This window comes from Nocardioides solisilvae (assembly GCF_003194625.1).
Taxonomy (GTDB): domain Bacteria; phylum Actinomycetota; class Actinomycetes; order Propionibacteriales; family Nocardioidaceae; genus Nocardioides; species Nocardioides solisilvae.
Genome location: NZ_QHKX01000003.1, coordinates 569,539 through 593,649, shown reverse-complemented (window position 1 = coordinate 593,649; position 24,111 = coordinate 569,539). Strand labels below are relative to the sequence as shown.

At 73.1% G+C, this 24,111-nt stretch carries 20 protein-coding genes; 16 read left to right on the top strand and 4 right to left on the bottom strand.

Annotation, left to right across the window (positions count from 1 at the left end; all coding sequences use genetic code 11):
- Window position 1 precedes the first annotated feature (1 nt).
- The 4 genes from rplO (at window position 2) to map (ending at window position 3,368) form a co-directional block, all read left to right on the top strand.
- Window positions 2–442 (top strand): 50S ribosomal protein L15, encoded by a 441-nt coding sequence (rplO, locus tag DNK53_RS14145; RefSeq protein ID WP_110182947.1) that lies wholly within the window; start codon window positions 2–4, stop codon window positions 440–442.
- 213 nt (window positions 443–655) lie between these two features.
- On the top strand, window positions 656–1,951 hold the full coding sequence (secY, locus tag DNK53_RS14140; RefSeq protein WP_110182946.1) for a preprotein translocase subunit SecY: 1,296 nt from the start codon (window positions 656–658) through the stop codon (window positions 1,949–1,951).
- Window positions 1,951–2,526 (top strand): adenylate kinase, encoded by a 576-nt coding sequence (locus DNK53_RS14135; protein WP_110182945.1) that lies wholly within the window; start codon window positions 1,951–1,953, stop codon window positions 2,524–2,526. Before secY ends, DNK53_RS14135 begins: the two co-directional genes overlap by 1 nt.
- 11 nt (window positions 2,527–2,537) lie before the next feature.
- Entirely contained in the window at window positions 2,538–3,368 is an 831-nt protein-coding gene (gene map, locus DNK53_RS14130; protein WP_110182944.1) for a type I methionyl aminopeptidase, read from the top strand.
- 24 nt (window positions 3,369–3,392) lie between these two features.
- Here map and DNK53_RS14125 read toward each other — a convergent pair whose 3' ends face one another.
- Both DNK53_RS14125 and DNK53_RS14120 read right to left on the bottom strand, forming a co-directional pair.
- On the bottom strand, window positions 3,393–4,835 hold the full coding sequence (locus DNK53_RS14125) for a serine/threonine-protein kinase (RefSeq protein ID WP_110182943.1): 1,443 nt from the start codon (window positions 4,833–4,835) through the stop codon (window positions 3,393–3,395).
- On the bottom strand, window positions 4,832–6,166 hold the full coding sequence (locus DNK53_RS14120; protein ID WP_110182942.1) for an FHA domain-containing protein: 1,335 nt from the start codon (window positions 6,164–6,166) through the stop codon (window positions 4,832–4,834). Before DNK53_RS14120 ends, DNK53_RS14125 begins: the two co-directional genes overlap by 4 nt.
- Window positions 6,167–6,317: 151 nt before the next feature.
- Between DNK53_RS14120 and DNK53_RS14115 the strand changes: the two genes are divergently transcribed.
- From DNK53_RS14115 to rplQ, 11 genes are all read left to right on the top strand, one after another.
- Complete coding sequence (locus DNK53_RS14115) at window positions 6,318–12,581, top strand: Ig-like domain-containing protein (RefSeq protein WP_110182941.1); 6,264 nt, start codon at window positions 6,318–6,320, stop codon at window positions 12,579–12,581.
- A 79-nt stretch (window positions 12,582–12,660) separates the two neighbouring features.
- Window positions 12,661–13,629 carry an AAA family ATPase gene (locus tag DNK53_RS14110; protein WP_110182940.1) on the top strand — a complete coding sequence of 323 codons (969 nt, stop codon included), beginning with the start codon at window positions 12,661–12,663 and terminating at the stop codon, window positions 13,627–13,629.
- Between the two features lie 7 nt (window positions 13,630–13,636).
- Window positions 13,637–14,827 carry a DUF58 domain-containing protein gene (locus DNK53_RS14105; RefSeq protein WP_110182939.1) on the top strand — a complete coding sequence of 397 codons (1,191 nt, stop codon included), beginning with the start codon at window positions 13,637–13,639 and terminating at the stop codon, window positions 14,825–14,827.
- Window positions 14,824–17,310, top strand: a complete 2,487-nt coding sequence (locus tag DNK53_RS14100; RefSeq protein ID WP_110182938.1) for a transglutaminase domain-containing protein — start codon at window positions 14,824–14,826, stop codon at window positions 17,308–17,310. Before DNK53_RS14105 ends, DNK53_RS14100 begins: the two co-directional genes overlap by 4 nt.
- A 265-nt stretch (window positions 17,311–17,575) precedes the next feature.
- Window positions 17,576–17,797, top strand: coding sequence for a translation initiation factor IF-1 (infA, locus tag DNK53_RS14095; protein ID WP_026145687.1), 222 nt, complete (start codon window positions 17,576–17,578; stop codon window positions 17,795–17,797).
- A gap of 28 nt (window positions 17,798–17,825) precedes the next feature.
- Window positions 17,826–17,939, top strand: a complete 114-nt coding sequence (gene rpmJ, locus DNK53_RS14090; RefSeq protein WP_004008316.1) for a 50S ribosomal protein L36 — start codon at window positions 17,826–17,828, stop codon at window positions 17,937–17,939.
- A gap of 224 nt (window positions 17,940–18,163) precedes the next feature.
- A complete protein-coding gene (gene rpsM / locus DNK53_RS14085; protein WP_101525223.1) occupies window positions 18,164–18,538 on the top strand; it encodes a 30S ribosomal protein S13 in 375 nt (124 codons plus the stop codon).
- A 73-nt stretch (window positions 18,539–18,611) separates the two neighbouring features.
- Entirely contained in the window at window positions 18,612–19,007 is a 396-nt protein-coding gene (gene rpsK, locus DNK53_RS14080; protein ID WP_110182937.1) for a 30S ribosomal protein S11, read from the top strand.
- 30 nt (window positions 19,008–19,037) lie between these two features.
- The gene (rpsD, locus tag DNK53_RS14075; protein ID WP_110182936.1) at window positions 19,038–19,646 is read left to right on the top strand and encodes a 30S ribosomal protein S4; all 609 of its coding nucleotides are present in this window, start codon (window positions 19,038–19,040) and stop codon (window positions 19,644–19,646) included.
- Window positions 19,647–19,787: 141 nt separating this feature from the next.
- On the top strand, window positions 19,788–20,804 hold the full coding sequence (locus DNK53_RS14070; RefSeq protein ID WP_110182935.1) for a DNA-directed RNA polymerase subunit alpha: 1,017 nt from the start codon (window positions 19,788–19,790) through the stop codon (window positions 20,802–20,804).
- A 166-nt stretch (window positions 20,805–20,970) separates the two neighbouring features.
- Window positions 20,971–21,570, top strand: coding sequence for a 50S ribosomal protein L17 (gene rplQ, locus DNK53_RS14065; protein ID WP_110182934.1), 600 nt, complete (start codon window positions 20,971–20,973; stop codon window positions 21,568–21,570).
- A 137-nt stretch (window positions 21,571–21,707) separates the two neighbouring features.
- On the opposite strand, the gene DNK53_RS14060 is transcribed toward rplQ, so the two are convergent.
- Entirely contained in the window at window positions 21,708–22,088 is a 381-nt protein-coding gene (locus DNK53_RS14060) for a GntR family transcriptional regulator (protein WP_110182933.1), read from the bottom strand.
- 55 nt (window positions 22,089–22,143) lie between these two features.
- On the opposite strand from DNK53_RS14060, the gene DNK53_RS14055 reads away from it, so the two are divergent.
- Window positions 22,144–23,148 (top strand): PfkB family carbohydrate kinase, encoded by a 1,005-nt coding sequence (locus tag DNK53_RS14055; protein WP_110182932.1) that lies wholly within the window; start codon window positions 22,144–22,146, stop codon window positions 23,146–23,148.
- A gap of 51 nt (window positions 23,149–23,199) precedes the next feature.
- On the opposite strand, the gene DNK53_RS14050 is transcribed toward DNK53_RS14055, so the two are convergent.
- On the bottom strand, window positions 23,200–23,955 hold the full coding sequence (locus DNK53_RS14050) for a DUF2786 domain-containing protein (protein WP_204163927.1): 756 nt from the start codon (window positions 23,953–23,955) through the stop codon (window positions 23,200–23,202).
- Between the last annotated feature and the right edge of the window lie 156 nt (window positions 23,956–24,111).

Genomic DNA, 24,111 nt, shown 5'->3' with positions numbered 1-24,111 from the left:
GATGACGCTCAAGCTGCACCACCTGCGTCCGGCTCCCGGCGCCAAGACGGCCAAGACCCGCGTGGGTCGCGGTGAGGCCTCGAAGGGCAAGACCGCGGGTCGCGGTACCAAGGGAACCAAGGCCCGCTACCAGGTCCCGGTCGCCTTCGAGGGTGGCCAGATGCCGATCCACATGCGGCTCCCCAAGCTGAAGGGGTTCAAGAACCCCTTCAAGGTGGAGTTCCAGGTCGTCAACCTCGACAAGCTCGGCGAGCTGTTCCCCGAGGGGGGCGCCGTGACGGTCGAGGACCTGGTCGCCAAGGGTGCGGTCCGCAAGGGCCACCCGGTCAAGGTCCTGGGCCAGGGCGAGATCTCGGTCAAGGTCCAGGTGACCGCGAACGCGTTCTCCGGCTCGGCCAAGGAGAAGATCGAGGCTGCCGGCGGCAGCACCACGGTCGCCTGACCTGCGCACGACCCAGCACGGGGCTCGTCCCGGCCGTCCACGGACGGCGGTGACGGGCCCCGTGCTTCGTGCAGGAGGACCTGCCGCTCCTGTTAGGCTCTCCCGGGTCCTCGTGACGCGTGCCTCGAGCTCTGCTCGGACGCCGCTCGCCTGGCCCACGTCCCGGGTGCCGGGCCAGTCCCGCACCCAGACCCAGCTGAGAAAGAGGAACCAGTGCTAGGCGCGTTCGCCAACGCTTTCCGGACGCCGGACCTGCGGCGCAAGCTGCTGTTCGTCCTGCTGATCCTGACGCTCTTCCGGCTCGGCTCCCAGGTCCCGGCCCCCGGGGTCAACGTCGCCAACGTGCAGTCGTGCCTGGCCGCCGTGGAGGACCAGGGGATCTACAACCTGATCAACATGTTCTCCGGTGGCGCGCTGCTCCAGCTGACGATCTTCGCGTTGGGGATCATGCCGTACATCACCGCCAGCATCATCCTGCAGCTGCTCGTCGTGGTGATCCCACGGCTCGAGGCGCTGAAGAAGGAAGGCCAGGCGGGGCAGACCAAGATCACCCAGTACACCCGGTACCTCACCCTGGGCCTGGCGCTGCTGCAGGCCACCGGCATCGTCGCGCTCGCTCGCTCGGGCAACCTGATCCAGGGCTGCACCGAGCCGCTCCTGCACAGCGACGGCACCAGCACGTTCCTCATCATGGTGATCACCATGACCGCGGGCACCGCGGTCATCATGTGGCTCGGCGAGCTGATCACCGACCGCGGCGTCGGCAACGGCATGTCGCTGCTGATCTTCGCCCAGGTGGTCGCGACCTTCCCCAGCTCCATGTGGCAGGTGCAGGTCACCAAGGGCTGGGTGACCTTCGGGATCGTCATGGTGATCGGTCTGGTCATCGTCGCGGGCGTCATCTTCATCGAGCAGGCGCAGCGCCGGATCCCGGTGCAGTACGCCCGGCGGATGGTGGGTCGCAAGATGTTCGGCGGCTCCTCGACGTACATCCCGCTCAAGGTCAACCAGGCCGGCATCATCCCGGTCATCTTCGCGTCGTCGCTGCTCTACCTGCCCGCCATGGCGGTGCAGTTCAACGACAGCACGAGCAACCCGGTGCTGCGGTTCGTCAACCGCTACTTCGTCTCCGGCGACCACCCGCTCTACATGGCCACCTACTTCCTGCTGATCATCTTCTTCACGTACTTCTACGTGTCGATCACGTTCAACCCGCAGGAAGTGGCCGACAACATGAAGAAGTACGGCGGCTTCATCCCCGGGATCCGGGCTGGCAAGCCGACCGAGTCGTACCTGTCGTACGTCCTGTCCCGGATCACCTTCCCGGGCGCCCTCTACCTGGGCCTCATCTCGCTGATCCCGTTGGTCGCGCTGGCGCTGATCGGCGCCAACCAGAACTTCCCCTTCGGCGGCACCTCCATCCTGATCATGGTGGGCGTCGCCCTGGACACGGTGAAGCAGATCGAGAGCCAGCTCCAGCAGCGCAACTACGAAGGGTTCCTCAGCTGATGCGTCTGATCATCATGGGACCGCCCGGGGCCGGCAAGGGCACCCAGGCCAGGTTCATCGCCGAGCACTACGGCATCCCCGCGATCTCGACCGGCGACATCTTCCGGGCCAACGTCTCGGAGGGCACCCCGCTCGGGGTGGAGGCCAAGCGGTTCATGGACGCGGGGGAGTACGTCCCTGACACCGTCACCAACGCCATGGTGCGCGACCGCCTCGCGGAAGCCGACTGCGAGCCGGGCTTCCTGCTCGACGGCTACCCCCGCACGGTGGCGCAGGTCCAGGAGCTGGACGGCATGCTGACGGAGCGGGGCTGCGAGCTCCAGGCCGTCGTCGTCCTCACCGTCGACGGCGAGGAGATCGTCCAGCGGCTGCTGCAGCGCGCCGTCGTCGAGGGGCGCGCCGACGACACCGAGGACGTGATCCGGCGTCGGCAGGAGGTCTACGCCAAGGAGACCGCCCCGCTGATCGACGTCTACCGCGAGCGCGGGCTGCTCCTCGAGGTGGACGGCATGGGCGAGGTCGCGGAGGTCACCTCGCGGGTCTTCGCCGCGCTCGACGCCCTGCCCGGGGCCTGACGCAGGTCGACGTGGGCTTCCGCGACCGCGGGGTGGAGATCAAGACCCCCGAGCAGATCGAGCGCATGCGCGTCGCGGGGCTCCTGGTGGGCCGGACGCTGGAGCTGCTGCGCGCGTCGGTGCGGCCCGGCGTCAGCACCGCCGAGCTCGACGCCGTCGCGGAGGACCACATCCGCTCCCACGGCGGCATCCCGTCGTTCAAGGGCTACAGCCACCCGCCGTTCCCGGCGACGATCTGTGCCTCCGTCAACGAGCAGGTGGTCCACGGGATCCCCGGCGGGCGGGTCCTGGCCGAGGGCGACGTCGTCTCCATCGACTGCGGCGCCATCGTCGACGGCTGGCACGGCGACGCGGCCGTCACGATCGCGGTGGGCGCCGTCCCCGACGAGGTGGCCCGGCTCCTCGAGGTCACCGAGGAGAGCCTGTGGCGGGGGATCGCGGCTGCGCGCCTGGGCGGTCGGGTCACCGACATCTCCCACGCGATCGAGTCCCACGTGCGCTCGTGCGGCGACTACGGGATCCTCGAGGACTACACGGGCCACGGCATCGGCACCCAGATGCACCAGCCGCCCAACGTCCCCAACTACGGCCGTCCCGGGCGTGGACCCAAGCTCGTCCGGGGGCTCGCGCTCGCGGTCGAGCCGATGGTCACCCTCGGGACGAAGGAGACCGAGCTCGAGGACGACGAGTGGACGGTCGTGACCGCCGACGGGTCCTGGTCCGCGCACTTCGAGCACACCTTCACGCTCACGCCCGAGGGGGCCTGGGTGCTGACCGACCTCGACGGCGGGGAGCAGCGGCTGGGCGAGCTGGGCGTCCCCTTCGGCGGACGAGCCGACTGAGCCCGACCCGCGGCGGCCCAGCGGTCAGCCGCACTCGCGGCCGGGCGGCGAGGCCTGGTCGCCGCGCTCCAGCGTCACGGTGAGGCAGGACCGCTCCGGCGTGCGGAGCAGCAGGCTCGTCTTGCGCATCGTGCGGTACTCGTCGCGCTCGACCAGGTAGAGCCGCCAGCGGTCCCCACGGCTCGGCCCGCCGGGGACGCTCCAGGAGAACGTGACGCCCTCGGGGCCACGCTCCGCGCGCACCGTCGGCTGGTCGAGCCCGACCAGCAGCGTCGGGGGCGGCGGCGGGGGCAGCGGGTCGTCCCGCTCCGGCTCGTCGCGCAGCAGGAGGCCGGCGACCACCCCGACGAGCAGCAGCACGGCGACCACCGCCCCCACCGTCGCCGCCGGACCGCGGCGTTCCTGCTGCTCCTCGTCGGCGTCCGGCTCGTCGTGCGGAGTGGTGGCGCGCCGCGGCTCGCTGGGCCGGGGGCCGGCGGTCAGCACCGTGACAGGCTTCATCACCGTGTGGTCCTCGTCCGCCGCCCCCGCCGGCGGGGGGGTGGACCCGGGCAGGTCGGGCGCCACCGGGGCGGGCCGGGGGAGCGAGACCGCCTCGTCGGACCGGTCGCCCTCGACGGCGACCGGGGTCCGGCTGAAGCCCGCGTCGGCCTCGATCCGCTGGAGCGCCCGGGCCAGGTCGAGGGCGGTGCGGGGGCGGTGGTCGGGGTTCTTCGCGAGGCACTGCTGGAGCAGGCGGTCCAGGGCGGGCGGCACGTCGGGACGCTGCGTCGCGGGGGGCGCCGCGTGCAGGATCCGGGCGCTCAGGGCGCGGGTGGAGTTGTCTCCGTTGGGCACCGAGAACGGCGACCGGCCGACCAGGAGGTGCCAGATGGTGGCGCCGAGGGAGTAGACGTCGGAGGCGACGGAGCCGTTGGACCGGCCGTCGAGCATCTCGGGCGGCGACCAGGGGTAGGAGATCCGGACGTCGTTGTCCCCCTCGACGTCCTGGATGTGGCCGGCGATGCCGAAGTCGGTGAGGGCGGGCTCGTGGTAGGTCGTCACCAGCACGTTGCTCGGCTTGATGTCCCGGTGCAGGATCCCGGAGCGGTGCGCCGTCTCGATGGCGCTCGCCAGCTTGATGCCGGTGGCGATCGCCTCGGCGGGCGCCATCGGGTTGGCTCGCACCCGCACCCCGAGGTCGGGCGGCGGGCAGTAGCGCATCACCAGGAACGGGCGGCCGCCCTCCTCGGTGATGCCGGCCGTGATCACCGAGACGATGTAGGGGTGGTCGGCCAGCCGCGCCATCGCGTTGGCCTCCGCGGCGAAGAGCGACTTCTCCCGGTCGGTCAGCGGGACGTCGGGGCGCACGACCTTCACGGCGACGCGCTGGCGCGGCCACTCCTGCTCGTAGAGGAAGACGTCGGCGAAGCCGCCGGATCCGAGGTGCTCGACGAAGGTGAACCCGGGGAGGTGGGGAGCGCTCACGACGCTGGGCCACCCCCGTCGCCGGACGCGCCGCTCGCACCGGCGTCGGGCCCGACCTCGTAGCGGACCTCGTAGGTGTCGGCGAGGTCCAGCACGTGACCGGGCTCGAGCGCGTAGGGACGCTCGGGGACCATCCTCACGGGCTCCTGGCCGGGCACCTTGAGCGTCGTCCCCCCGCGGGACCCGAGGTCGCGGGCGACGACCTGCCAACCCTCGACGGTGAGGTGGAGGTGCATCCGGGAGACGAAGCCGTGATCCGACGGGACGGTCACCAGGTGGGGCCACTCGCCCGGCGCGGGCAGGGGCTGCGGGCGGCGGCCGAGCACCACGGCGCGGTCGAGCGGGACGACCTCGCCGGTCGCCAGGCGCAGGCCGCCCAGCACCGGGCGGGGCACCCGCTGCGGGTGCTGCGGCGCGACCTGGGCACGGCAGATCCGGCACAGGGGCTGGTGCGGCGGCGTGAGGTGGCCGGCGGGGCACCACACGGCGTCCACCGACTCGACCATCCCGGTCGCCACGAGGTGGTCGGGGCGGAAGACGGTGCTCCCGTCGTGGTCGGCCGCACCCGCGGGCGCCGGCTCCGGGGCGGGGGACGTCCCGGTGGGGGAGGGCTCGTCGGGGGAGGCCGCGCCGACCTGGGCAGCGGCCTCGGGAGCGGGCCCGGCCACGGGCTCGTCGACGCGCGCGGGCGCTGCGGGCTCCGCAAGCGCTGCGGACTCCGGTGGCGCCGCGGGCGCGATGACTGAAGGGACGGCCGTGATGGCCCCCGCGTGCAGCTCCACGAGGGAGGGGTCGGGCTCGGTGGTCTCCCGCGAGGTGGAGTCGGCCGGGTCGTGCCGCCGCACCACGGGGCGTCGCGGCGGCGGGCCCTCCGGCCCCCGGGCCAGCAGGATGTCGGTGGGGATCCCGTCGATCAGCCCGCCGCTCGCGGGCGCGGCCGCGGCCGCGCGGCCGGCCGGCCGCACCACGGCCGCGTCGGCCGCCACCACGCCGCCGAGCAGGAGCCGTCCGGCGTCGGGCGCGGGCCTGCCGCCGAGGCCGAGGGCCCAGCCGCCGTCGTGGGCCTCGACGGTGCCCGTGCCCCGGGACAGCTCGCGCGGGCCACCGGGACCGGCGCCCGGGCCCACGTCGACCAGCGCGAGCCCCGGCACCTCGCCGGAGAAGGCGCGCTCGGCCACGGCGAGCACCTGGGCGAGGGGGTCGCGGGAGGAGAGGGCCTCCCAGAGGTCGTCCACCACCGCGTCGTCGTGGGGGTCGGTCAGCAGGAGCCAGTGGTCGCCGAAGCCCATCAACAGGCCGCTCCCCGCGGCGTACCTGGTCTCCGCGACCACACGTCCCCCCTCCCGATGTCCGGCCGTCATTGTGACGGACCGCCCGAGGGCGGCCCGCTGTGCGTCCATCATCGCACCGGCCCTCGACCCATCACGTAGTCTCACCCCTCGAAGTGCGTGGCGGCACCAGAACCAGGGGGAAGAGTTCGAGATGCGCGGGTTCCTGCGTCGGCACAGGGCGGCCATCGCCTCGCACACGGCGCTCGTCGTGGCGGCGGGTGCCGTGCTGGCGTACGCGATCTCCGCCGACGGCTACCAGTCGCACCGCACCGAGCTCAACGACGGCGGCATCTGGGTCACCAAGAGCGACAAGGGCTACTTCGGCCGGCTCAACAAGCCGATCAACCGGCTCGACGGCGCCGTCCCCCTGGAGCAGGACGCCGACCTCGACGTCCACCAGGACGGCGCCTCCGTCGTCGGGGTCAACGGCCGTGCCGGCCGGCTCGTGCCCCTCGACCCCGCCACCCTGCGCGCCAACGACGGCGCCAGTGCCTCCCTGGCCCCGGGCGGCACCGTGGCGATGGTCGGCGGGACGCTCGCCGCGGTGGACCCGGAGACGGGCAGCACCTGGGCGGTCCGGTACGACGAGCAGACCGGCGCCCCGCTGGTCGCCGCGCTCGACCAGCAGGCCGAGCCGCTGGCCAAGGTCGGGGCCGGTGCCGCGATGACGGTCACCCGGGGCGGTGCCGTGGTCGTCGTCTCCGCCGGCAAGGAGCGCGTCGCCACGTGGCAGCCCGACCCGGCGCAGCCCGACCTGCAGGAGCCCACGACCGAGGAGCTCCCCGAGGCAGCGGGCAGCCCCGACGCGATGACCTCCGTCGGCGAGGTCGCGGTCACGCTCGACCGGGAGGGCGGGACGCTGTGGACCACCGCCGGCGGGGCCGCCACGGTGGAGCCCGGGGCGCTGCTGCAGCAGCCCGGCCCGGCGGCCGACACCGTCCTCGTCGCGCACGGGGCGGGCCTCTCGGAGGTCGACCTCGGCTCCGGCCGCGTCTCGACCCTGGTCGGCGACGTCTCCGGCACCCCGACCGCCCCGGTGCGGCTCGGCCCCTGCGTCTTCGCCGCCTGGTCGGGCGGCGAGGGGACGCTGGCCACAGCCTGCGGCGACGAGGCCCCGCAGGTGCAGTCGCTCGGCGCGCGGGGCACGGCCTCCGACCTCGTCTTCCGGGTCAACCGCGGCGACATCGTCCTCAACGACGCCGACAGCGGCACGGTCTGGGAGGTCGACACCGACCGCCCCCTCAAGATCGACAACTGGGAGGCCTTCACCGACACCAAGAAGGTCGAGAAGGAGCAGCCCGAGGACGAGCAGCAGACGACCGGCGACCGTCGTCCGCCGCAGGCCGAGCCCGACGACTTCGGCGCCCGCGCCGGCCGGACCAGCGTGCTCTACCCGCTGGACAACGACGCCGCCCCCGAGGGCCGGCTGCTGGCCATCCAGGGCGTCGACCAGCCCAACATCCCGGGTGCCCGCGTCGCCATCAGCCCCGACCGCCAGACCCTCCAGCTGACGCTTCCCCAGAACGCCCGCGGCCAGGCGAGCTTCGACTACTACATCGACGACGGCCGCAACCTCAAGGACCAGGCGACGGTCACCGTCGCGGTGCGCGGCGGGCAGGAGAACGCCGCGCCGCGGCTGCGCGACAACTACGAGCCGCGCCAGTGGCGGATGCCCGCCGGCGGCACGCTCGAGCTGCCGGTGCTCCCCGACTGGCGCGACCCCACCGACAGCGACCCGCTGATGCTCGAGTCCTCCCGCGTCGTCGGCGGCCTGCAGGACGTGGTCACCCGGACCACGACGAGCGGCCGGCTGCGGGTGAAGGCGCCGGCCACCGGCGGCGAGGTCCAGCTCGAGTACGCCGTCTCCGACGGCCTCTCCGAGCCGGTGCGGCAGGTCCTCAACGTGACCGTCCAGGAGAAGTTCGAGCAGACGACCTACCCGGCCGTCGCGGAGCCCGACGTGGTCAGCGGCGAGGTGGGCAAGCCGATCATCGTCCGCCCGCTCGCCAACGACCTGCCCGGCTCCGACCCGGGGACCCCCAACGCCCAGCTGGAGCTGGGCGGCCGGATCCCCGACCAGGCCGGCGCCAAGGTGCGCACCGACGTCAACTCCGGCGTCGTCCGGGTGGACGCGGTCAAGGCCGGCACCTACCTGCTCGACTACCAGACGGCGTACGGCAACGCGCGGCTCGCCCGCGGCAAGATCCGGGTCGACGTGCGTCCGCCGCCGAAGAATCCGCAGGACCCCGTCGCCAGCCCCGACACGCTCACCCTCTACGGCCAGTCGGCCGCCACGGTCGACGTGCTGGCCAACGACGTCGACCCCGCGGGCGGCATCCTCGTCGTCCAGGACGCCCGGCCCGACCGCGAGGGGCAGGTCGACGTCGCGGTCGTCGAGGGCCGCTGGCTGCGGATCTCCGCGCGCCAGGGCGTGCTCAACCCGTCGGCCCAGGTGGTCCGCTACACGATCAGCAACGGCTCGGTCTCCGGCGTCAGCGGCGAGGTGCTCGTCACCCAGCGGCCGGTGCCCGAGGACAACACGCCGGTGACCGGGCCCGACCGGGTCGTCGTGCGCGCCGGCCAGGTGGTCGCCCACCCCGTCCTCGACAACGACTTCAGCCCGTCGGGCGACCGGCTCGACCTCGCGCCCGACAGCGCCACCGAGCGCTCCGGCGAGCTGGAGGTCGTGGCGCGGCAGGACTACGTCGGCGAGGCCGGCACCGCCTACGTCTCGGGCCGGCTGGTCCGCTACGTCGCGCCCGTGGACCTCGAGGAGCGCGAGACGTTCCGGGTGCCCTACGTCGCGCGCAACACGACCGGCGAGACCGCCCCGGGCGAGCTCGCGGTCGTGGTGGTGCCCGACGACGGGCCCAACACCGCCCCCGAGCCGCCCGCCCTCGAGGGCCGGGTCGTCGCGGGGGAGCCGCTCAGGCTGAAGCTCCCCGGCAGCGAGGTCGACCCCGACGGCGACCCCGTGGTGGTCACGGGGATCGCGTCGGCACCCCGCCTGGGCCGCCTGCTCGAGCACGGCGCCAACTACCTGCAGTACCAGTCCTACCCAGGCGTCTCGGGCACCGACGAGTTCACCTACACGATCACCGACGCCCGGGGCGCCGAGGCGACCGGGGTGGCCCGGGTCGCCGTGGTGCCGGCGGGGCTCCCGCAGGCCCCGGTCGCGGTCGCCGACGAGATCACCGTCGCCCCCGGTGCCACCGCGCGCGTCGACGTGCTGGCCAACGACGAGATCGGCTCCGCCAAGCGGGTCACGCTCGACCTGGTGGACCCGCCGCGCGGCGTGCGCCTGGACTCCGAGATCGGCCCGGTCCTGGTGGACGCACCGGCCGACCCCGACGCCGAGACCGTCGAGGTGGTCTACTCGCTCGACAACGGCCTGCAGAGCTCGCTGGCCACGCTGCGCGTGGAGACGGCCGAGGGGTTCAACAACCCTCCGGTGGTCCAGGACGCCTTCGGGGCGGCCGACGCCGGTGACGCCGTCAAGGTCGACCTGCTGGCGGCGGACGAGGACCGACCGGCGGCGTACGACCCCGACGGCAGCGTGGACGACCTGCGCGTCACGCAGGTCTACGCGGAGGAGGGGACCTACGAGCTGGTCGGCAACACCGTCACCGTGACCCGCGGCGAGGCGCCGCGCGTGGTGCCGTTCCGCGTCGAGGACGCCCAGGGCGGCGCGGCCAGCGCGTCGCTCTACGTCCCGCCCGCCGCGGGTGGACGCCCCTACCTGAAGGCCGGCTCCCTGATCGAGGTGGGTTCAGGAGCCTCCAAGCGGTTCAAGCTGGACAAGTACGTCGCCAACCCGGGCGGCGGGAGCCTCACCCTGACCGGCTCGCAGCAGGTCTGGGGGTCGCCCCGCAGCGCCGTCAGCGCCCGGGGCACCTCCGACACGGAGGTCGAGCTCTCCGCCCGCGACGACTTCCGGGGCCCGGCCGCGGTGATGGTCGAGGTGGTCGGCGGGACCGGTGGCGAGGACGGCGGGAGCGGCTCCGCGCCGACGGTGATCTCGATCCCCGTCCAGGTCGGCGACGACCGCCCCGAGATCGACTGCACCGACACCCCCATCGACGTGGCCGCGTCCGACGCCGTGGTGATCGACGTGCCGAGCGTGTGCACCGTCGTGGGCCCGACGCTCGAGCCGGGCCAGGAGTACGCGCTCGGCTACTCGGCCGCCTGGAGCCAGGAGGTGCCGGGCGTGGAGCTCGCCGCCGACGGGGGGCCGCTGCTCAACGTGTCGGTCGACGGCGGCACCCGTGCCGGCTCGGTCGCCGAGCTGACGGTCCGGGCCGGCGACAGCGACCCCGACACCATCCGGGTCCGGGTCACCCGCGCCCCCTCGCCGTCGCTGCTCTCGATCTCGGTGCCCGACATGAAGCCGGGCGCCAGCAAGGAGATCGACCTCGCCCGCTACCTGCGCGCGGGCGTCCGCGACCCCCGGCCCACCATCCTCTCCGTGCGGCGGGTCTCGGGGAACTCGGTGAACCCGTCCTCGTCGGGCTCGACGCTGCGGCTCCAGGCGCCGCGCGGCGCCGGCGGACGGACCGAGCTGCAGGTGGAGATGTCCGACGTCTCGAGCGACGACCCGGGTCCCGAACGGCGGGTGAGCGGCCGGATCTCCGTCGAGGTGCAGGACGTGCCGACGGCACCCGGCGCCCCCTTCTCCAACGAGATCCGGGACCGGTCGGTCGACCTCAGCTGGGCGCCCTCGGACCCGCGCGGCTCCCGCATCGACTTCTACGAGGTCGCCCTCGTCGACGGCTCGCGCAGCCAGCGGTTCCGCAGCAACCGCGGCACCTTCCGCGTCCCCGACAACGGCAAGCGCTACGCGTTCAAGGTCCGCGCCCACAACAAGGTCGGCTTCTCCGAGTGGAGCGGCCGCTCGCGCTCGGCCGTGATCGACCGCCAGCCGGGCGTCGTGCCGTGGATCCGGGCCGACGAGATCGGCGACGGCACCCTCACGCTCCGCTGGGGCAAGGCGCCGACGCGGGCCTCCGACATCCAGATGTACTACATCTCCTGGCGCGACGGGGCCCAGGAGGTGGTCGGCACCAAGCGCAGCACCCAGATCCCCGGGCTGGACAACAACCAGCAGTACACGTTCTCGGTCCGCGCGCGGAACGCGACCGGAACCTCCGAGCCCCGGGTCTCCGACCCCTTCCAGACGATCGGGACGCCGGCCAGCCCCAAGGGGCTGACCATGCAGGACCTGCAGTCGGGGGCCGGGTCGACGACGGTGCGGCTGGACTGGGCGGGGACCCTCCCCGAGGGCCCGGCCCCCACGCTCTACTCGGTGCGGGCGACGGTCAACGGCAGGGGAGAGACCCTGCCGGGCTGCCGACGGATCACCGCGACGACCTGCCGGCACGAGGGCGTCCCCTACGACGGCCGCGTCTGGACCTACACGGTGCAGGCCCACAACGAGCGGAACACGTCCCCGGCCAGCACGCCGCAGACCTTCGCCGCGGTCGGCACGCCGGAGCCGTGGGGCGGCTGGAGCTGGGACGCGACCGGCCAGGACAACCAGGTGCGGGTCAACTACCAGGTGCCGCCCTCCCGGGGCGCCCAGAGCAACGTCACGGTGCTGGTCAACGGGGTCCCCGGACGGACCGCCAGCCAGACCGGTCAGCAGGCGCAGGTCGTCGGGCTGCCCAACAACCTTCAGCCACACTCGGTGCGCCTGCGGGTCTGCAACGAGCAGAGCAAGTGCAGCGAGAGCTCGGTGCAGGACGCGCAGAGCTACGGCCCGCTCAACGACCAGATGGTGCGGGCGCGCGCCGAGGTGGCCGGGTCCAGGGTGACGTGGGTGGTCGAGGGCAACAACAACGGCAACCCGGGCAAGCTGCTCGTCCGCACCCTCGACGTCAGCCAGCGGGGCGCGCCCGTGCTGCTCGGCGAGCAGACGGTCGACCTCGGGGGCTACGGGCCCGGCACCTTCACCTACCCGATGCAGCCCGTCGAGCTGGGCTGGCGCTCCACCACCCGCGTGGAGGTCACGCTCTACGACGACGCGCCGGGCAACCGGGGTGCCGGCAACGCGGCCGCGGAGGCCGGCACCGGCGACCCGCCGGCCCCGGTGGCGACCCTCACGAAGGTCCCGTGCAACGACGGCGGCAACGCCAACAACCCCTGCAGCCCGCCGGAGACCGACCCGGGGGACCGCTGCTACAGCTCCAGCTGCGGCTTCGTGTCGTTCCGGGTGACCGGGTTCCTCTCCGCCTACGGGTGCAGCGTGGTGCGGACCGGCATCACCTCGGAGACCATCCACTCGTTCCAGGACGCCAACGGGGACGTCGCCGTGACGCTGCCCAACTACTACTGGAACGGGACGCTCAGCATCGACTGCACCACCGCGGACCAGGGCGACAAGAAACGGCAGAACGCGAGCGCCGTCAAGGGGTGGTGAGCGCGCCGCCCCTCGTCTCCACCCACCCTCCATCCCTCTGTCCCCCGCGCGGGGGAGCCGGACGAACGGAAGACAACGCATGACGATCTCCCACGAGCAGGCCGAGTGGTTCCGCAAGACCTTCGACCAGCTGACGGACAACATCGAGAAGGCCGTGCTCGGCAAGCGGCACGTCGTCCGGCTCGCCCTGACCTGCCTGCTCTCGGAGGGGCACATCCTCCTCGAGGACGTCCCCGGCACCGGCAAGACGATGCTCGCCCGGGCGCTGGCCAACACCGTGCAGGGCAGCCACGCGCGGATCCAGTTCACCCCCGACCTGCTGCCCTCCGACGTCACCGGCGTCACGGTCTACGACCAGCACAAGGGCTCCTTCGAGTTCCACGCCGGCCCGATCTTCCACACGATCGTGCTGGCCGACGAGATCAACCGCGCGTCGCCCAAGACCCAGTCCGCCCTGCTCGAGGTGATGGAGGAGGGCCAGGTCACCGTCGACGGCGTGGCGCACCCGGTCGGGCGGCCGTTCCTGGTCATCGCCACCCAGAACCCGATCGAGCAGGCCGGCACCTACCGCCTCCCGGAGGCGCAGCTCGACCGCTTCCTCATGAAGACGTCGGTCGGCTACCCCGACCGCCAGGCGACCGTCGAGCTCTTGGTCAACGCCAAGGTGCGCGACCGCGCCGGCCTGGTCCAGCCGGTCATCACCGCCCAGACGATCGCGCAGATGAGCGAGCTCGCCGACGAGGTGTACGTCGACCCGGCGGTGGTGGGGTACGTCGCGGAGCTGGCCGAGGAGTCGCGGCGCCAGCCGCACGTGCGCCTCGGGCTCTCCCCGCGCGGCTGCCTGGCCTACGTGCGGGTGGCCAAGACGTGGGCGGCCGCCGACGGCCGCGACCACGTCGTGCCCGACGACATCCGCGAGCTGGCGGAGCCGGTCCTGAGCCACCGGCTGCTCCTCGACGCCGAGGCGCAGTTCAGCGGCGTCTCGGTGGAGACGGTGATCGGTCGCCTCCTCGACTCCGTCGCGACCCCGACCGACCGGGTGGCCTGAGGCGTCGATGGAGGTCGTGCTGCGCGGGGCCCGCCAGGTCGCCGAGGTCGTCAAGCCGATCGGCTGGGTCGTCCTCGCGCTCGGTGTCGCCTCGCTCGTGCTCGCCCGGCTCACCGGGTGGCTCGAGCTCGGGGTGCTGGCGGCGGCGTGCCTGCTGCTGCTGCTCCTGGCGACCCCGTTCCTCGCGGGACGGACCAACGTCCGTGTCGACCTGCGGCTGGAGCCCGAGCGCGTCGTGGCGGGGGAGTCCGTCGCGGCCGGCGTGGTGGTGACCAACACGTCGGGGCGCCGGATGATGCCGCTCACCCTCGAGGTGCCCGTCGGGGCGACGGTGCACCGCTACGCCGTCGGGGCGCTCGCGGCCGACGCCAGCGACGAGGAGTCCTTCACGATCCGGACCGAGCGGCGCGGCGTGATCCCCGTGGGACCCGCGACCACGCTGCGCGGCGACCCGCTGGGCCTGGTGAGCCGCGACATGGTCTGGACGCCGCTGCGCGAGGTCCTCGTGCGGCCGCCGGTGCTGCCGCTGGAGTCCCTGGGCGCGGGCCTGCTGCGCGACCTCGAGGGCGTCTCCACAGACGCGGTGAGCCAGAGCGACCTCGCCTTCCACGCCCTGCGCGAGTACGTCCCCGGCGACGACCTGCGCCACGTCCACTGGCGCTCCTCGGCCAAGGTGATGGCGTCGACGGGGGAGAACGCCCTGCTGGTGCGCCAGTACCTCGACACCCGGCGCAGCCACGCCACCATCGTCGTGGACGACCGGGCGCGATCGTGGCACGACGAGGACGCCTTCGAGACCGCCATGACCGTGGCCGCCTCGATCGCGGTCCGGGCGGTCACCGACGAGTTCGACGTCTCCTTCGTCTGCGGCGAGCACGCCTCCACCGGCAGCGACGGCCACCAGGCGCTCGACGCCGTCTGCCGCGCCGAGCTCGGCTCGACCGGGCTGGTGGAGACCGCGCGGCGCGCAGTGAACGTCGCCCCCGAGACCAGCATCGCCTTCTTCGTGACCGGCTCGCGGGCCGCCTTCTCCGACGTGCAGCGGGCCTCCGCCGCGTTCCCCACCGAGGTGCGCGGCTTCGCGATCCTGGTCGAGCCCTCGGGGAACAGCCGGGTCTCGGACGCCGCCGGCCTCCCGGTCATGCACCTCGTCGCCAAGGAGGACCTCGGGTCCCTGCTGCGCTGGAGCGTGGGATGAGCGCGCCCCGCACCGCCACCACCGGGTCCGGGCCCGCGCCCGCGAACGCGGCGACCGGCACGAGGACCCGGACCCGGTCCGGACGTCGCTGGCCGCGGCCCGAGCAGTGGGTCGACCTCGGCGTGCTCGTCGTCCTGGTCGGCGTCGCCCTCTCGGGGCTCGCGGCGTCGTTCACCGGCTGGCAGTTCCTCGTCGTCGGCGTCGTCGGCACCCTGCTCGGGGTCGGTGCCGTGGTGCTCTGCCGCGCCCTCCACCTGCCGGCCGTCACGGCGGTGCTCCTGGCGATGGTCGCCTTCGTCCTGCTCGGCGGCCCGCTCACGCTGCGGTCCGAGGGCAACGCGGCGCTGCTGCCCGGACCGGGCACGCTCTCCACCCTGGTCGACCAGCTGTTGCACGGGTGGAAGGACCTGCTCACCACCCTGCCTCCCGTCGAGGGCGACGGACCCCTGCTGGTGCTGCCCTGGGTCCTCGGCCTGGTCGCGGGCCTGCTCGGGGCGGCCGCGGTGCTGCGCGACGGCCGGCGTGCCTGGCTGGCGGCGCTGCTGCCCGTCCTGGTGGCCGCGACGGTGCTGGCCGCGACGATCCTGATCGGCGTCTCGCACCCGCACTCCCTCCTGGTCCAGGGCGGCGTCTTCACCGGGCTGGCGCTCGGCTGGCTCGCCGTGCGCGGACGCCGGGCGACGGCCGGCGTGCGCGTGGGCCGCCCCGGCCCGGTGCGGGTGGCCGCGGGGGCGGGCCTGCTGGCGGTCGCCGCGGGCGTCGCGGTGCCCGTGGCCCTGGCGGTGATGGACGACGACCCCGACCGCCTGGTCCTGCGCGAGCACGTCGAGCCGCCGTTCGACATCGGGCAGTACCCGTCCCCGCTGGCGGCCTTCCGCAACTACGTCGACCTCGGGAAGCGCGCCCAGGGCGACGCCCGGGGCGGCAACGTCTACGCCGAGGAGATGTTCGTGGTCTCGGGTGCCCCCGCCGGCACCCGGCTGCGGCTGGCCACCCTCGACCACTGGGACGGGATGGTCTACGGCGCCACCAACGACCCCCTGAGCCAGGAGACGGGCGACGCCTTCCAGCGGGTCTCCTCGGTGATCGACAACCCCGTCGACGGCCGCGAGGTGGAGGTCCGGGTCCGGGTCTCCAGCGGCTACTCGGGGGTCTGGCTCCCGACGGTGGGGGCGCTGCAGGGGATGGAGTTCGAGTCCGGCGACCCCCGGACCAAGGCGGAGAGCTTCCGCTACAACCTGGCCACCTCGACCGCGGTCGTGCCGAGCGGCCTGCACCCGGGCGACGTCTACTCGTTCGAGGCCGTCGTCCCCGACGACTCGCTCTCCCCCGAGGTCGGCGCCTCGCCCCTGCCGGGCGCGCTCAACGCCGACACCGGCTTCCTGGACCAGGCCCGGGACAAGTGGACCGAGAACGCGAGCACGCCCATGGAGCGGGTCTTCGCCGCGGCCGACCACCTCAAGCAGAAGGGTCGCTACTCCGACGGCGTGCGGCGGGCCGAGCGGGGCTACCACCCGGGCCACGGCCACAAGCGGCTCTCCGACGAGTTCGTGAACGCCGAGCCGATGGTCGGCAACGACGAGCAGTACGCCGCCGTCATGGCGCTGATGGCCAACAAGCTGGGGGTGCCGGCGCGCGTCGTGCTGGGCGCCGTGGTCCCGGAGGACGGCGTGGTCCGCGGCGAGCACGTCGAGGCCTGGGTCGAGCTGCGGGTCGAGGACGGCACGTGGCGCACCCTGCCCACCGACCGCTTCATGTCGCGCAAGCCGCCTGCGGAGCGGCAGCCCGAGACGCAGGAGCCGATGACGGGCACCGTCGTCCCGCCGCCGGCGCCGATCCCGCCGCCGTCCGAGCTGGGGGAGTCCTCCGACTCCGAGCTGCGCACCCGGATGCAGCAGGAGGAGGCCGAGGAGGAGGACGAGGAGGAGGCCGCGGGCGGCCTGCCCGCCTGGGTCGGCACGGCCGCCAAGGTCGTCGGCGTCCCGCTGCTGCTGGTGGCCCTCCTGGCCGGGGCCGTCGTCGGCGCCAAGGCCTACCGCCGCCGGCGTCGCCGGACCGCGGCCAGCGTCTCGGCCCGGTTCGTGGGCGGCTGGCGCGAGCTGGTCGACCACGCGCGGGACCTGGGCCAGCCCGTGCCGGCGGGCCCGACCGTGACCCGGCGGCAGCAGTCCGCCCGGATCAGCTCGGTGGGCTCGCTCGGCCTGGCCCGGCGTGCCGACAGCCACGTCTTCGGACCGCGTCCCCCCGCCCCCGAGGAGGCGGAGAGCTACTGGCGTGCCGTCGAGGAGGAGCGGCGCACGATGCTGGCGGGTCTCACCCGTTGGCAGCGGCTGCGGGCGGCGCTCAGCCTGGCGAGCTTCCGCTCCTCGTCGCGGCCCCGTCGCGGCCGGCAGGGCGCCGGGTCGCCGCGCGGCGGCTCGCGGGCCCCCCGAGGGCTCCGGGGCAGCCTCGGGCGCCGGACGTCCACGGTCCCGGCTGATTAGGGATTTGGTGGGCGCTGCCGATAGACTGATGCGTCGGCCCAACGTGGGCATGCTCGCTGGCGCCTCGCGGCTGCCGTGACACATCGTCCGGGACCTCCTCTGGAGCGACCGGACCGTGCACGGGAATGAGGCTCCAACGGCTGCTGCACGAGGTCCACCCGCTCCGGCGGGAGGTTCCCGGGCCACCCGGGCGGCACCCGCCGTCCGGTGCGGAACACGGTAGGCAAGACGGTTCCAGACGGTTCAGCAACAGATTGTGGAGGACATGCCGAAGAAAGAAGGCGTGATCGAGCTCGAGGGCACCATCACGGAGGCCCTGCCCAACGCGATGTTCCGGGTCGAGCTGAGCAACGGACACAAGGTGCTCGCCCACATCAGCGGCAAGATGCGCCAGCACTACATCCGGATCCTCCCCGAGGACCGCGTGGTGGTGGAGCTCTCGCCGTACGACCTGACCCGTGGACGCATCGTCTACCGCTACAAGTAACCAGCCGATCTGAGAAAGGCCCTCCGAAGTGAAGGTCAACCCGAGCGTCAAGCCGATCTGCGACAAGTGCAAGGTCATCCGTCGCCACGGCCGCGTCATGGTCATCTGCGAGAACCCGCGCCACAAGCAGCGTCAGGGCTGATGGCCCGGCGGTCCGCCGCCGGCTCTCGACAACTGAAGAACACCACTCAACGTGCTCGCTAGCCGGGCCACCCGCAGACGGTCCCCAGGGGCCGGGGTGACCGGCGAACACACCTCCGGAGCAGCGGCCGGAGCCCGGTGGCACAGGTCCCAGGACCTGTGCGAGGCGCCGGGGCGCGACACGGACGAAACCGCCGCGAACTACCCGAAGGGAACGCCAGACACATGGCTCGCCTCGTTGGTGTCGACCTCCCGCGCGACAAGCGCATCGAGATCGCACTCACCTACATCTACGGCATCGGCCGTACCCGCGCCCAGCAGCTCCTCGCGACGACCGGGGTCGACCCGAACGCTCGCGTGCACACGCTGGGGGACGAGGAGCTGGTCAAGCTCCGCGACGAGATCGAAGCGAACTTCAAGATCGAGGGTGACCTCCGTCGCGAGGTCCAGGCCGACATCCGTCGCAAGATCGAGATCGGCAGCTACCAGGGTCGCCGCCACCGCATGGGCCTCCCGGTCCGCGGTCAGCGCACCAAGACCAACGCCCGGACCCGCAAGGGCCCGAAGCGCACCGTCGCCGGCAAGAAGAAGGCCAAGTGACCCTCGGCTGACGCCGGGTCACTCGCCGATTCCTCGAACTTCCACGCTTACCAGCAACCTCAGGAGATACTGAATGCCTCCCAAGAGCCGCACCACCAAGGTGCGCCGCAAGGAGAAGAAGAACGTCGCGCAGGGCGAAGCCCACATCAAGAGCACGTTCAACAACACCATCGTCACGATCACCGACCCGACCGGTGCGGTGATCTCGTGGGCCTCCGCCGGCACCGTCGGCTTCAAGGGCTCCCGCAAGTCCACGCCGTTCGCCGCCCAGATGGCCGCCGAGGCCGCCGGGCGTCGTGCGATGGAGCACGGCATGAAGAAGATCGACGTCTTCGTGAAGGGCCCGGGCTCGGGCCGCGAGACCGCGATCCGTTCCCTGGGTGCCATCGGCCTCGAGGTCGGCACCATCCAGGACGTCACGCCCGCCCCGCACAACGGCTGCCGCCCGCCCAAGCGCCGGCGCGTCTGAGCCCCAGAGACTTCAAGGAGACTGTGAACCATGGCCCGTTACACCGGCCCCATGACCAAGAAGTCGCGCCGTCTCGGCGTCGACCTCGTCGGTGGTGACGCTGCTTTCGAGCGTCGTCCCTACCCGCCCGGCCAGCACGGCAAGGGGCGCATCAAGGAGAGCGAGTACCTGCTCCAGCTGCGCGAGAAGCAGAAGGCGCGCTTCTCCTACGGCATCCTCGAGAAGCAGTTCTACCGGTACTACGTGGAGGCCTCGCGCCGCCAGGGCAAGACCGGCGACAACCTGCTGCAGCTGCTCGAGTGCCGCCTCGACAACGTCGTCTACCGCGCCGGCTTCGCCCGGACCCGCCGCCACGCCCGCCAGCTCGTGGTGCACGGCCACTTCAAGGTGAACGGCAAGAAGGTCGACATCCCGTCGTTCCAGGTCAGCGCCCACGACGTCATCGACGTGCGGGAGAAGTCCCTGGAGATGACGCCGTTCATCGTGGCTCGCGAGACCCACGGCGAGCGCGTCGTCCCGGCGTGGCTCGAGGCCATCCCGTCGCGGATGCGGATCCTCGTGCACCAGCTGCCGACCCGCGCGCAGATCGACCTGCCCGTGCAGGAGCAGCTCATCGTCGAGTTCTACTCGAAGAAGTAGTCACCACGGGGGCCCCGCCCCCGTCCCCCTCCGTCCGGGCCGCCGTCGCGGCCCGGACGGGGGAACACCCCTCAACTTCATCCTCGTCGCCGAAGTTCGGGCCCGTCATATGGTGGGTGGGTCCGGAAAGGAAAGAATTCAGTGCTTATCGCTCAGCGCCCGACCCTGTCGGAAGAGACCGTTGACGAGTTCCGCTCCCGGTTCGTGATCGAGCCGCTCGAGCCCGGCTTCGGTTACACGCTCGGCAACTCGCTGCGCCGCACCCTGCTCTCCTCCATCCCGGGAGCCGCGGTCACCAGCATCAAGATCGACTCCGTCCTGCACGAGTTCTCGACGATCGAGGGCGTCACCGAGGACGTCACCGAGATCATCCTGAACCTCAAGGGCCTGGTCGTCTCCTCCGAGCACGACGAGCCGGTCACCATGTACCTGCGCAAGTCGGGTGCCGGTGACGTCACCGCCGCGGACATCACCCCGCCGGCCGGCGTCGAGGTGCACAACCCCGACCTCAAGATCGCGACCCTCTCCGACAGCGGCAAGCTGGAGATGGAGCTCGTCGTCGAGCGCGGCCGCGGCTACGTCTCCGCCGTGCAGAACAAGGGCGCCGACAACGAGATCGGCCGGATGCCCGTCGACTCGATCTACAGCCCCGTGCTGAAGGTGACCTACAAGGTCGAGGCCACCCGTGTCGAGCAGCGCACCGACTTCGACAAGCTGGTCATCGACGTCGAGACCAAGCCGTCGATCCGTCCCCGCGACGCCATCGCCTCGGCCGGCAAGACGCTGGTGGAGCTCTTCGGCCTGGCCCGTGAGCTCAACGTCGAGGCCGAGGGCATCGACATCGGCCCGTCGCCCGTCGACGAGCAACTCGCCGCCGACCTCGCCCTGCCCGTCGAGGACCTGCAGCTGACGGTCCGGTCCTACAACTGCCTCAAGCGCGAGGGCATCCACACCGTGGGTGAGCTCATCTCCCGCTCCGAGCAGGACCTCCTCGACATCCGCAACTTCGGCGCCAAGTCGATCGACGAGGTCAAGGCCAAGCTGGTCGAGATGGGTCTCTCCCTCAAGGACAGCGCCCCCGGCTTCGACCCGCACGCCGCCCTCGCCGCCTACAGCGACGACGACGACGACGCCTTCGTCGAAGACGAGCAGTACTGACACAGCGTCGAGGACGAGCAGTACTGACACAGCGTCGAGGACGAGCAGTACTGAGCCGTTCGGGGCCCGGCCCCGGACGCTCGCAGCACCCCCGATGATCCCGGCCGACCGGCCGGGACCGACTACCCCGGTACCTGGTACGGCCGGGGAGGAATGAGAAGAAGCGATGCCCACCCCCAAGAAGGGTCGCCGGCTCGGCGGCAGCCCCGCCCACCAGCGCCTGATCCTCTCGAACCTGGCCACCAGCCTGTTCGAGCACGGCCGGATCACCACCACCGAGGCCAAGGCCCGGCTGCTGCGTCCCTACGCGGAGAAGCTGATCACCAAGGCCAAGAAAGGCGACCTGCACAACCGTCGCGAGGTGCTGAAGGTCGTCCGCGACAAGTCGGTCGTGCACACCCTCTTCACCGAGATCGCGCCGACGTTCTCGGAGCGCCCGGGCGGCTACACCCGGATCACCAAGATCGGTCCCCGCAAGGGTGACAACGCGCCCATGGCCGTGATCGAGCTCGTCACCGAGGCCTACTCGCCGAAGGCTCCGTCGTCCAAGAAGACCCGGGCGGCCGCCGCCCCGGTCGAGGCTCCCGCCGAGGAGACCACGGACGAGACCGCCGCCGACGAGGATGCCGCGGCCGAGAGCGCCGAGGGCGCCCCCGCCGAGGTCGTCGCCGAGGGTGTCGACGGCGAGGACGAGGTCGTCGCCGTGCAGCCCGACGCCGAGAGCGCCGAGGCCCAGTCGACCGACGAGGCCGACGTCAAGGAGTGACCCCCGCCGCGGAGTGATCCACTCCCGGCAGCGCAGAGGCCCGCCCCCCAGTGACCGGGGGGCGGGCCTCCTGCGTCCGTGCGCGGGTCGCGCTCCGTCACCGGGGCGGGACTCATGCATCCGAGCAGGGGTCGCGGTCAGCGTCCCCAGTGCTCCTCGAGGAGCCGGACGGCCTCGGCGCGGCCCAGCCCGAGTCGGCGGCAGGCCACGACGAACTCCTCCGTCGCCCTCCGGGCCGCCGCGGACGTGTCGGGACCGTCGTGCCCGTCCGTGCTGCGGACGACCGTCCCGTTCCGGCCGCGGGTCTCGACGAGCCCGTCGGCCTCGAGCTCCTTGTAGACCCGGGCCACGGTGTTGACGGCGAGACCGAGCTCCTCGGCCAGCGCGCGGACGGGGGGCAGCCGGGTCCCGGCGGCCAGGTCGCCCGCGGCGATCCCCGCGGCGAGCTGGGTCCGCACCTGCTCGAAGGGCGGCTCCGGGGCCTCGCGGTCGACACGGAGGACCGGGTGCTCGTTCATGGCCGCAGTATGCCGCCTGCTGGACGAGGCGGGCCCGACCGGCGACGCTGGCCCCATGGACGGAGAGCAGGACGAGGTGCCGGTCGACGAGGTGCCGGTCGACGAGGTGCCGGTCGACGAGGTGCCGGACGACGAGGTGCTGGTCGTGGGGGAGGCGCTGGTCGACGTGGTGCGGACGCCGCAGGGACCCGAGCGTGAGCTCCCGGGCGGGAGCGCCGCCAACGCGGCGGTGGCGCTGGCCCGGCTGGGCGTCCCCGTCCGCCTGCTCACCGCGCTCGGACCCGACGCGCGGGGGGACCTGCTCGTCGCCCACCTCGAGGCGGAGGGGGTGGGCTGGGCCGCCGACCCCCGGGTGCTGGCGCGGACCGGCACCGCCCGGGCGACCCTGCGCGAGGACGGGTCGGCCGCCTACGACTTCGACATCTCGTGGCGTCTGTCGGACCGGCCGTCCGGCCTCGGCGAGCCCTCCCCGGCCGCCCTGGTCGTCAGCTCGCTGGCACCCGTCCTGGCGCCGGGCGCCGCGCAGGTCCTGGCCCTGGTCGCGGCTCTCGGGCGACGGGCCGCGGTCGTCTACGACGTCAACGCCCGGCCGGCGGTGACGGGCGGCGGCCCCGGCCTCGTGGCGGCCGCCCGGTCGACGGCGGCGCTGTCCGACCTGGTCAAGGCCTCCGACGAGGACCTCGACGTGCTGGCGCCGGGGGAGGACCCGGTGGCGGCGGCGCAACGGCTGCTGGGCGAGGGAGCCGGGGCCGTCGTCGTCACCCGTGGCTCCGAGGGGGCGACGTGGGTGGACCACGAGCGGGTCGTCGACGTCCCGGGGCGGCCGGCGCGGGTGGTGGACACCATCGGCGCAGGGGACACCTTCGGGGCCGCGCTCACGAGGTGGTTGCTCGCCGGCGGCGCCCTGTCGGGCAGACGACCCGGAGCGCCGGGGGACCGCTGGGACCTCACCGACGCAGCAGTGCGGGAGGCGCTGGAATGGGCTGCCGCGGCCGCCGCCGTCACGGTCGGCCGCGCCGGAGCCGACCCGCCCCGCCTGGCCGACCTCGCCCGACTGTGAGGTCTCCCGTCGCAGCCTGACCGAGCTCGCCCGCCCCCTTGCCGCAGCGACCTACCGGCCGAGCGCCGGCGCCCCTCCGCGGAGGCGGGTCGTGCCCAGGTCGACCTGCTCGCCGGCGAGGTAGCCGTCGCGCAGTCCCGACCCCGACAGCGACCGGGGCCGGGCTTGACGGGTCATCGGGTAGGCGTCGCGCAGGGCCCGGTCGACCTCGTGCGCGCGGTCGGCCAGCACCAGGCCGGTCGAGCGCCCGCTGGTCGAGGTGCGCTCCGCCGCCGCGGTCTCGGCCCGGGCCTCCGCCTCGGCGAGCCGCCGGGCCACGGACATCCGGAACCCCGCCTGCCACGAGCGGCGGAACGCCGCCTTGTGCTCCCGGGGCGGGACGGGGGTCCGGGCCAGCCGCTGCCCCGCCTGCATGAGCAGGCTCGTGAAGAGGAGCTCGGCGCGGGCCAGGTCGGACTCGTGGCCGAAGAGGTGCACCGAGTGCTCGGTCGGCCCGCCCGCTGCCGGACGGGTGCGGAGCACCGCACGGCAGCGCAGCTGGACGGCCACGTCGCAGAGAAGGTGGGCCTTGTCGCGGGCCCAGGGCGCGTCGAGGTCGACGACCCGGTCGGCCACCCGGTCGCTGCCCGGGTCGTCGGCCGAGAGCAGGGCCGCGTCGATCCCGTGCTCGGCGATCAGCTGGGCGGCCTTGGCCGTGTAGGTCTCCGACTCCTCGGGACTCGCCGCCGGGTCCTCGGCCTTGGCCAGGAGCTTGCGGACCTTCGCGAGCATCTGGGTGGAGCGGTCCTGCGAGGGGGCGGTGGGCACGGCGACTCCGGTGGGCTGCTGGTGGGCTGCTGCTGGGCGGTGGGCGGACTGCTGGGACCCGCTGGTGGGCGGGACGCCCGCGAGCGGGCACGGCCCACCCTGCCAGCGCCCGCCGACAGCGTCGGCCGCCGCTCCCCAGGGTGTCGCGGCAGACCC

What these genes read in the sequence shown, in the direction of transcription:
- infA (WP_026145687.1), top strand. Translation starts at nt 17,576, where the DNA reads ATGCCGAAGAAAGAAGGCGTGATCGAGCTCGAGGGCACCATCACGGAG.
- rplQ (WP_110182934.1), top strand. Translation starts at nt 20,971, where the DNA reads ATGCCCACCCCCAAGAAGGGTCGCCGGCTCGGCGGCAGCCCCGCCCAC.
- DNK53_RS14055 (WP_110182932.1), top strand. Translation starts at nt 22,144, where the DNA reads ATGGACGGAGAGCAGGACGAGGTGCCGGTCGACGAGGTGCCGGTCGAC.
- DNK53_RS14135 (WP_110182945.1), top strand. Translation starts at nt 1,951, where the DNA reads ATGCGTCTGATCATCATGGGACCGCCCGGGGCCGGCAAGGGCACCCAG.
- DNK53_RS14115 (WP_110182941.1), top strand. Translation starts at nt 6,318, where the DNA reads ATGCGCGGGTTCCTGCGTCGGCACAGGGCGGCCATCGCCTCGCACACG.
- DNK53_RS14100 (WP_110182938.1), top strand. Translation starts at nt 14,824, where the DNA reads ATGAGCGCGCCCCGCACCGCCACCACCGGGTCCGGGCCCGCGCCCGCG.
- rpsM (WP_101525223.1), top strand. Translation starts at nt 18,164, where the DNA reads ATGGCTCGCCTCGTTGGTGTCGACCTCCCGCGCGACAAGCGCATCGAG.
- DNK53_RS14110 (WP_110182940.1), top strand. Translation starts at nt 12,661, where the DNA reads ATGACGATCTCCCACGAGCAGGCCGAGTGGTTCCGCAAGACCTTCGAC.
- DNK53_RS14105 (WP_110182939.1), top strand. Translation starts at nt 13,637, where the DNA reads ATGGAGGTCGTGCTGCGCGGGGCCCGCCAGGTCGCCGAGGTCGTCAAG.
- rpsK (WP_110182937.1), top strand. Translation starts at nt 18,612, where the DNA reads ATGCCTCCCAAGAGCCGCACCACCAAGGTGCGCCGCAAGGAGAAGAAG.
- rplO (WP_110182947.1), top strand. Translation starts at nt 2, where the DNA reads ATGACGCTCAAGCTGCACCACCTGCGTCCGGCTCCCGGCGCCAAGACG.
- DNK53_RS14060 (WP_110182933.1), bottom strand. Translation starts at nt 22,088, where the DNA reads ATGAACGAGCACCCGGTCCTCCGTGTCGACCGCGAGGCCCCGGAGCCG.
- rpsD (WP_110182936.1), top strand. Translation starts at nt 19,038, where the DNA reads ATGGCCCGTTACACCGGCCCCATGACCAAGAAGTCGCGCCGTCTCGGC.